The organism is Vibrio sp. D173a (assembly GCF_030248475.1).
Genome location: NZ_JAHGAH010000249.1, coordinates 1 through 6,566, shown reverse-complemented (window position 1 = coordinate 6,566; position 6,566 = coordinate 1). Strand labels below are relative to the sequence as shown.

At 42.2% G+C, this 6,566-nt stretch carries 6 protein-coding genes; all 6 read left to right on the top strand.

The genetic code is table 11. The features are described from left to right. Nucleotides 1–181: 181 nt before the first annotated feature. On the top strand, nt 182–850 hold the full coding sequence (locus KIV40_RS22185; RefSeq protein WP_134976129.1) for a LuxR C-terminal-related transcriptional regulator: 669 nt from the start codon (nt 182–184) through the stop codon (nt 848–850). Between the two features lie 230 nt (nt 851–1,080). Next, nucleotides 1,081–1,737 carry a LuxR C-terminal-related transcriptional regulator gene (locus KIV40_RS22180; protein ID WP_285351348.1) on the top strand — a complete coding sequence of 219 codons (657 nt, stop codon included), beginning with the start codon at nt 1,081–1,083 and terminating at the stop codon, nt 1,735–1,737. 217 nt (nt 1,738–1,954) lie between these two features. Beyond that, nucleotides 1,955–2,539: a calcium-binding protein gene (locus tag KIV40_RS22175; RefSeq protein ID WP_005432137.1), complete on the top strand. Its 585-nt coding sequence runs from the start codon at nt 1,955–1,957 to the stop codon at nt 2,537–2,539. 60 nt (nt 2,540–2,599) lie between these two features. After that, complete coding sequence (locus tag KIV40_RS22170) at nt 2,600–4,318, top strand: type I secretion system permease/ATPase (protein ID WP_051117821.1); 1,719 nt, start codon at nt 2,600–2,602, stop codon at nt 4,316–4,318. Next, on the top strand, nt 4,293–5,633 hold the full coding sequence (locus KIV40_RS22165; RefSeq protein WP_285351344.1) for an HlyD family type I secretion periplasmic adaptor subunit: 1,341 nt from the start codon (nt 4,293–4,295) through the stop codon (nt 5,631–5,633). The genes KIV40_RS22170 and KIV40_RS22165 overlap by 26 nt, the downstream gene beginning before the upstream one ends. Before the next feature lie 126 nt (nt 5,634–5,759). Further along, complete coding sequence (locus tag KIV40_RS22160) at nt 5,760–6,320, top strand: sugar O-acetyltransferase (RefSeq protein WP_045376307.1); 561 nt, start codon at nt 5,760–5,762, stop codon at nt 6,318–6,320. The last annotated feature ends 246 nt before the right edge of the window (nt 6,321–6,566 follow it).

Genomic DNA, 6,566 nt, shown 5'->3' with positions numbered 1-6,566 from the left:
GTGAACGGCATTAGAGTTTGATACTCCCTTTTTAATACCTATCCATTTCCTCACACCTTTTATCTACATACCAATCAATAATTTAGTCTTTGCTACTACTTTTTTTCATACTTGACAATAGTGCCTCTCTAACTAAATCTATGCCTTATTTCACTCAAAATGACTAAGGGCATCGATCAAGATGGAGAATCAAAATACAAGGAAAGTGATCTTAATAACGGAGGACAGCTTACAGTCTTCACTGTTAAAAGATGTGCTAGAGACTAAGCTCAACATCAATGTTCAGTTGATCTCTCCTGAAAAGCTCGATACTCAGCCTGAATCGGTCAGTTCAATCTCTGCGATATTGTTGGATTACAGTGTGATATCAGACGAGGTTTTCTCTCGTTACATGGAGTTTAAAAAAACGGATCTCAAAGACACGATAGAAGTTCTTATTAACTGCGATAAATCGATTACAACGGAAGAGTTGTTTGTTTGGCAATCATTGGCTGGCATCTTCTACACTTCTGACGACATAAGTACGTTACAAGCTGGAATAGGAAAAGTATTACAGGGTGATATGTGGTTTAGCCGTAAGTTTTCTCAGCAATATATCACGCATTTACGTCGACACAGCAGACCACTTAATAAGACCGTTCCCGCAATTTTGACCAAAAGAGAACAGCAAATCATTACCTTTTTATCTATGGGGGCTTCGAATCAACAGATCGCTGAGCAGTTATTTGTGAGTGAAAATACTGTCAAAACTCATCTCCATAATATCTTTAAGAAGATTGATGTGAAAAACAGAGTGCAAGCATTAATTTGGGCAAAAGAGAATATTTCTGATATCTCGCTGGCAGTATAAACCAGAAAAGTATTGCGGTTATTTTTGATAAAATGCGATGAATATCTAGTAAATTAGAGTGTCTGATAAAAAGTGTTTCTTTTATGAGAAACACTTTTTTTGTTTCTGATTTTTGTGAGAATACAATTCAAAAAAGTAGCAAATATCTCTACTCTATCACCTAGCACTTAGATATGAGACTAGGTGCTCAGAGATAATTATTAAATTGATAATTTGATGTCAGTGAAAGTATGAGAAAGACTATGGAACAATATAAGGACCAGCCAGAAATCCTAATGATCACTCAGCAAAGTCTGCAGAGTGAAAACTTCAAGGAGATGCTTTCTAAGAAAACAGAAACAAAAATAACCATCATCGATAGTAAAAATCCAAGTTACCACGAGTTGATTCCTGAACAGTATTTCTTACTAGTAGATTTTTCAGTAGATATCCCTTCTGACACTTTAGTTTCTCTGAAAGATAGTGAGAAAGTACTTGGGACCATTATGTTAAATTTAAGTCATGAGCTAGATACTGAAGAACTTGCATCTTGGCCTCATGTAAAAGGTATATTTGGCCCTAGTGATTCAATGGATAAGTTATGCCAAGGTCTATGTGCGATCGTCAGTGGTGATAATTGGCTATCGCGTCGTTTATTGGAACAACTTCTTACTTACTATAAAGGTAAAGAGTCTAACTACATTATTGAGCCAGCAATAGAAGTAGAGCTTACACGTAGAGAGGTTCAAGTTCTTCAGATGCTTAAAGATGGTGGTTCTAATATGGAAATAGCGGATTCACTATTTATCAGTGAGCACACGATAAAATCACACCTATATAATATTTTCAGGAAGATTGGAGTCAAAAACAGAACGCAAGCAACCAGTTGGGCAAAAAGAAATCTTTAGTACTTTTAGTACTAGGGTCAACCTTATGTATTTAAAGGTTATTATCTCTTAAAGTACCAAATATTAACGTTTATGCGTCATAACCTGACTAAAATATCATCCCATATTCAAACTTGTTCTGAATGCTTTGTTTATTAGACTTTTCACGTCTGGAGCAGTCTTTACCAGATTTGGAATTAAAAGGTCTATTCAAATATAAAGCCAAGAGGGACATACAATGAGCACAAATGATACATATCTCGGTGATGCGGGCGAAAATCACGAAATCGCTGATTTCGATGGTGGTAATGATGTATTCATCGGTTTTGGTGGTAATGATTCATTTGTTGGTGGTGGCGGTGATGACTTTGTCGTTGGTGGGGCAGGCAATGACCGTCTAACAGGCGGTGCAGGTGATGATATTTTGATGGCTGGCACAGGTAATGATTACCTAGGTGGCGGCACTGGAAGCGATTTGCTACTTGGTCTGTTAGGTGACAATAAACTTAACGGTGGTGTTGGCGAGGATCTGCTTGTTGCTGGTTCAGGCGATAACATCTTGATCGGTGGTTCAGGCGCAGACAAGTTTATTTTCACGGATAAATTTGAAGGTCATGGTGAAGCTAAAGTGGTTGATTTCACAATCGGCGAGGATTCTTTGCACATCATCAGTGACTCTGTCACATCATTCTCTGATTTAACCATTAGCTACGATGCTAAAGGTAACGCTGTCTTTACTGATGGCGCAGATCTGACTGTCAAATTGATTGGTGTTACGCAAGAAGACATCAATACCTATGGCAGCGACTTGTTCATCATTTAAGTCATCCTATTAGGCGCTAGCGGGTCTAGCGCCTAAATATAAAAATATGTGGAAGTAATCGTGCAAAATACGGTTTTCAAAGAAGTTAAACAAAAACTATGCACGCTGACGGGCCTGCTGATTGGTTTTAGTTTATTTATAAATTTATTAGTGCTCTCTATCCCTCTGTACATGTTACAAGTGTACAACCGCGTTATCTCTTCCTACTCGATTGATACCCTCTTTTTATTGACAGTGATTGTTCTGGCTGCGCTTTTAACTATGTCGCTGATTGATATCGCGCGAGCTCAGATGAGTAAGTCGTTTGGGTATTGGATTGATTCAAAACTTTCGGTATTTATGCTCAAACGAAGCATTCAGTACCAAACACACACGGGCAAAAGCTATACATCTCAGGTGTTGAGAGATATCCAAAATATTAAAAGCTTTCTCAGTAGCCAAGCGCCTTATCCTTTGCTTGATGCACCTTGGACCCCGGTTTTTATACTTTTCGTTTATTTGCTGCACCCTGTTTTGGGCCATATTGCGTTAGGGGGCTCAATTGCTTTGTTTAGTTTGGGCGTGATCAATGAGCTTGTGACCCGAAAAACCATGCAAGAAAGTGAAGTTCGATCGATATCTCACATCAATCAAGCAGAAATGGCGACTCAAAACGCGAATTCAATTATGGCTATGGGCATGATGAATGCTTTTCTGGAAAACTGGTACTCACGTGTTAATGAGTCTAATCAACTGGAACAACGTGTTACAGGTAAGTCGATTTATCTCGCTAACTTTTCGAAGTTCGTACGCGGCTCCCTTCAGATATGTTTATTAGGAGGCGGTGCTTGGTTGGTCATCCAACATGAGATTACCGCAGGTGCGATGATCGCCAGTTCTATTCTAATGAGTCGCGCACTCTCTCCGATGGAGCAAGCGATCGGTACATGGCGCAGCGCGATGTCTGCCAGAAATGCTTACAAGCGTTTATGGGAGATTGATCGGATTGTTAAACAAGATGAATCTGACATGCCTTTGCCTCGTCCAAAAGGTCACTTTGAACTGACGGGGTTAGCTTATCGTCACCCTGGAGCATCGGAACCTGTTTTATCAGCGATATCACTGTCGATTCCGCCAGGTGTTTCTGTGGGCGTTATTGGCCCTTCCGGAACGGGAAAGTCAACGTTTGCAAGACTACTACTCGGAAACATCAAACCTTTGGCTGGCAAGGTCACCTTAGATGGTATGGAAGTATCAACGTGGGCTTCAGAAGACAGAGGTGCTCACTTTGGTTATTTAGCTCAGGAAGTGGAGTTATTCCCCGGAACAATTCGAGACAATATTGCACGATTTAAAGATGAAGACCCGGCAAAAGTGATTCAAGCTGCTCAACTTGCAGGGTGTCATGAACTTATTCTTAAGAAAAACAAAGGCTATGACTTTACCATCGGGGAAAATGGCCGCGGCTTATCCGGTGGAGAGCGACAACGCATTGCTCTGGCAAGAGCCGTTTACGGTGACCCTTCTGTTGTCGTGTTTGATGAAGCAAACGCGAACCTAGATGGAGAAGGTGAGGCGTCATATCAACGTTTAATAGCACACCTCAAGTCTCAAGGCTCAACAGTGGTTGTGATTGCTCATAACCCAAGTACGTTAAGGCAAATGGATCGACTTCTGTATTTAGCCGACGGACGAGCTAAGTTATACGGAGCGCGAGACGAAGTGTTGAAGCGTTTGATGGGAGAAGATAGAACAGATATACCGAGGGTGCGAAATGAGCAATCAACTGCCAACCGTTAATGAACTTGCAGCAGAAAAAGTATTCCGCTTTTTGCCCTCTTCGGAGCTTCACTTGAAAGGCCCGATTTTATTAGGTGTCTTAACGCTAAGCCTGTTTCTTGGAGGGGTAGGTTATTGGGCTGCCACGGCGAAACTGGAGAGTGCTGCTATTGCTTACGGTGATCTGTCGGTATTAAGTAAGCGTCAGGAAATCCAACACTTGGAAGGTGGCATTATTGAAAAGCTCTATGTTCAAGAGGGCGATTTAGTAGAGAAAGGGCAAGTGCTCCTTCGGCTTTCAAAGCGCCAAGCCAATGCGAAACTTGACTCTCTTGGCGGTCAGTATATTCATACGATTGCTAAAGAAAACCGTTTGAATGCGGAGTTAGATGAGCTACCGGACATCAACTGGGCTCGTGACCTTGAGACCATTCAAAATGGAGAAATTGTCGCCGAGGCCAAGTTGGTCCAAAGCAAGATTTTCGAGGCTAGGAAACGCTTTTTTGACAGCAAGTTAAACATCATTGCGCAAAGTATATCTGGCGCAAATTTAGAGCTGGATAACCTCAGTGAAACGAAAGTCATTGAACGTGAACGCTTGAAGTTTATTGAAGAAGAGATAGCCAGTAATCAAGCGTTGGTACAGAAAGGTTTCTCTGGAAAGTCGGCGTTACTTCAGCTCAAACGTCTCGCCGCAGAAGTGCGTAGCACGTTGAGTCAACTTGATCGCCAGTCGCTCACCGTTAGTAAGCGGCTAGATGAAAACCAAGCAAAGATAGAAGAGCTAAAGCTAGAGCGACTCAATGAAATTGTCGAGGAGTTACGCAACACCAAGAAAGAGCTCGTCTCTATTCGGGAGGAGTACCGTTCGGCAAAAGACATTGTTGCACGTACCGACATTGTCGCTCCTATTTCTGGCAGGGTCGTCAATATGCAGGTCTTTACTGAAAAAGGTGTCATTGGTTCGGGAGAGACGTTGCTTGAGCTGGTTCCTCAAGATGACAAGCTGCTAGTGGAGGCTCGCGTGAGCCCCCAAGACATCGATTTAATTACACCGGGGCAACATGCTCAAGTTCGTTTGACGGCTTTGAATGCGAGAACACTCGTGCCCTTGGATGGTACAGTGTTAACGATTTCGGCAGATAAACTGTCTGAACAGAACCAAGATGACTTTTATCTTGCTCGCATCGCTTTGTCTCAAGAGGACGTCGCAAAACATAGGCTGACATCAGGTATGAATGCAGAGGTACTGATTTTATCTGAACCAAGGACACCGCTGAGTTATTTGGTTAAACCATTAACGGAAAGTATGAATCGTGCATTCCGAGAAGATTGATGGATAATTCCTGTTTGAAATCTCACCACAGTGTTCACGCAAATAAATAATCCATTACGCCAGTCACATTTTGCGGCGTTGTGATGTGCTTTGATGCGTTTTTACTTTGGTGAGATGGTGTAAATAATGAGAACAGAAAAAGAAAAAATGTTGGCAGGTGAGCCATACGATGCTTGGGATACAGAGCTCTACCAAGCAAGAATTGGATGCCGAAAAGTTCTGCAAAAACTTAACAACAGTATTCCTGATACCGACGAATGGCGAAGCGTAATTGACGAGCTTATTCCTGATTCAGAGGGGGCCTACCTTGAGCCTCCTTTTCGATGTGATTATGGTTCTAACATCAAAGTGGGTAAAAACTTCTATGCCAACTTCAATTGCGTGGTGTTAGACGTGGCGGAAGTACATATTGGAGATAATGTTCTATTTGCTCCTAATGTACAGATTTACACTGCAGGGCACCCTTTGGATGTCAAAGGCCGTGTAGAGGAGGGCGTTGAGTTTGGCACGCCGATTACTATTGGTGACAACGTATGGTTAGGCGGCGGCGTGATAGTTTGCCCAGGTGTGACTATCGGTGAAAACTCGGTAATTGGCGCGGGCAGTGTCGTTACGAAAGATATCCCACCGAACGTAGTTGCTGCAGGAAATCCATGTAAAGTAATTCGTCCAATCGAACAAAAATAATCGAATTGGTAACTTATCTCAGGACGGGGCAACGAATTAAAATTAAGAAGCCGACATTCAGTCGGCTTTTTTATGGTGCGCCGAGCATGGCGTTGATCTAGGAGGTGAAAGTCCTCTACGGGCTCAGTCGAGCGAGAACCGTTAGCCTATGCAAGGGTGTTCACTGTGAGGTGAAATCTGAAGGAAGCAAATGGCAAAACTTGGTTGTGACGAACAGAAATCTGATAGTAGGTCACTACAACTTGG

Coding starts and splice junctions, on each gene's coding strand:
- KIV40_RS22185 (WP_134976129.1), top strand. CDS start 182: ATGGAGAATCAAAATACAAGGAAAGTGATCTTAATAACGGAGGACAGC.
- KIV40_RS22180 (WP_285351348.1), top strand. CDS start 1,081: ATGAGAAAGACTATGGAACAATATAAGGACCAGCCAGAAATCCTAATG.
- KIV40_RS22175 (WP_005432137.1), top strand. CDS start 1,955: ATGAGCACAAATGATACATATCTCGGTGATGCGGGCGAAAATCACGAA.
- KIV40_RS22165 (WP_285351344.1), top strand. CDS start 4,293: ATGAGCAATCAACTGCCAACCGTTAATGAACTTGCAGCAGAAAAAGTA.
- KIV40_RS22160 (WP_045376307.1), top strand. CDS start 5,760: ATGAGAACAGAAAAAGAAAAAATGTTGGCAGGTGAGCCATACGATGCT.